Raw genomic sequence first — 1,834 nt, forward strand, 5'->3', positions numbered from 1 at the left:
CGGGCCGTTCGGGCCACGCGGGACCGACCGCCCCGAACCCACCGCCGGTACCGGGCCGTCCGGGACGGACCCCCGGGGCGTCGGCGCGCGCGGTGCCGGGGAGCCGTCGCCGGGCGAGCGCCGGGCGACCGCCGGGCCGGACGAGCCGGACTGGTCCGGACCGAGCTGGAACCGGCCGAGCTGGGGCGGGACCTGGGCACCCTCCTGGTCGCGGGACGAGGAACCCCCCGCCGGCCGACGGACCCGTGCCGAACGCGCGGCGGAGTGGTCGGCCGAGCCGGCCCGCCCGTACGAGCCGGTGCGTGCCGAGCCGGCCCGCCCCTACGAGCCGGTGCGCGCCGAGCCCGCCCGGCCGTACGAGCCGGTGCGCTCCGAGGTGCCCCGCCCGTACGAGCTGACCCGGACCGAACCGGCCACCCCACCGACCCTCCCGGAGCCCACCGCGGAGCGGCCCGGTCGGGAACGGCCGGCCGCCGAGCGGGTCGCCCCGGGGCGTCCCGGTGTCGACAACCCCGAGCGCGCCTGGTCCGGCAACACCGGGGAACACCCCCTGCCGAACCGGGACGAGCGCGCCGACCGGCCGGAACGGCACGAGCCCACCGACCGCTCCGAGCGCGACCGGCCCGGCCCGGACTGGTCCGAGCGGGGCACCCGACCGGAGCGGGACTGGTCCGACCCCGCCGGGCGGGACTGGGCCGACCGTTCCGGGCGGGACTGGGCCGACCGGTCCGAGCGGGACTGGGCCGAGCCGTCCGGGCGGACCTGGTCCGCTTCCGGCGAGCGGGACCGGTCGCCGGTCGAGCCGCCCGCGCCGCAACGGTTGCACCCCGCCGACCGGCCCGGCTGGTCGACGGGGAGATCCGCCGAGGCACCCCCCGCACCCCGGGACGTGCCGGCCGGCCCGCCGTCCCCGCCCCGGGACGAGCCCGCCGGTCGGGACGAGCCGGGTGCCGTGCCGCCCCCGACCCGCGACGAGCCCTCCGGCCTGCGGGAGGAACGGGCCGCCACGCTGCCCGCCGCCGTCCGCGCCGACCAGCCGTTCCGGCTTCCGCGCGACGAACCGTCGCCCCGGCCGGCGACCCCCCCGGCCGTCCGCGCCGACCAGCCGTTCCGACTCCGGTCGGTACCGACCGAGCCGGCCGCCCCCACCGACCTGCCCGGCCACCCGCCGGAGCCCGCCCCCACCGCCGGTGCCCCCGCCACGAGCGGGCCACGCCGCCTGGACCAGATCCCCGCAGCGCCCGCCCCGACGAGCGCGCCCCCCTACGCGGCCCGCCGATCCGCGCCCGACCCGCTGACCACGACCGAGCCGGTGGTGGACGGACGGAGACCGGAGCGGGGCACGGTGGTGCTGCCGCAGCGCGTCCCCGCCGAACCGGACGTGCCCGTCGTGCCGGAGCCGCCAGCCGTGGAGCCCCCCGCCGAGACCCCGGAACTCGCCCGGATCGCCACCCACCTGCGCCGCGACGACGAGCCCGCGCCGCTGCGGGAACGTCCCGAGGGCTTCGACGTCAACGCGATCCTGGACGCCGTACGTGAGGTGGCCGGGGTCCGCGACGCGGCGCTGCGACGTACCCCGGCCGGGGCGCACAGTCTGCGGCTCGACCTGTCCGACGGGGCCGACCCGGCGGAGGTGAGCCGGCTGGTGGCCCGCCTGCTCCAGGAGCGGATGGGTCTCGCCGCCGCACCGCAGAGCCTGTCCGGTGAACCGAGCGCCGCGGTGCCGCCGCCGCGGCGGTCGACGAGGTGCGGAGGCACGGCGGGCGCACCGCCGGCCGGGGACGCTGCTTCGGCGAGCCCGCGGCCGGCGGGGCGTTCGGCACCGGCGAGGGCG

1 protein-coding gene is annotated in these 1,834 nt (G+C 80.9%); it reads left to right on the forward strand.

Annotation, left to right across the window (positions count from 1 at the left end; translation table 11 throughout):
* Window positions 1–376: 376 nt before the first annotated feature.
* A partial coding sequence (locus ACOJTC_RS24830; RefSeq protein WP_420118695.1) for a hypothetical protein occupies window positions 377–1,834 on the forward strand: 1,458 nt, incomplete at its 3' end.

It is taken from the genome of Micromonospora sp. (genome assembly GCF_048594385.1).
Classification (GTDB): Bacteria; Actinomycetota; Actinomycetes; order Mycobacteriales; family Micromonosporaceae; genus Micromonospora; species Micromonospora wenchangensis.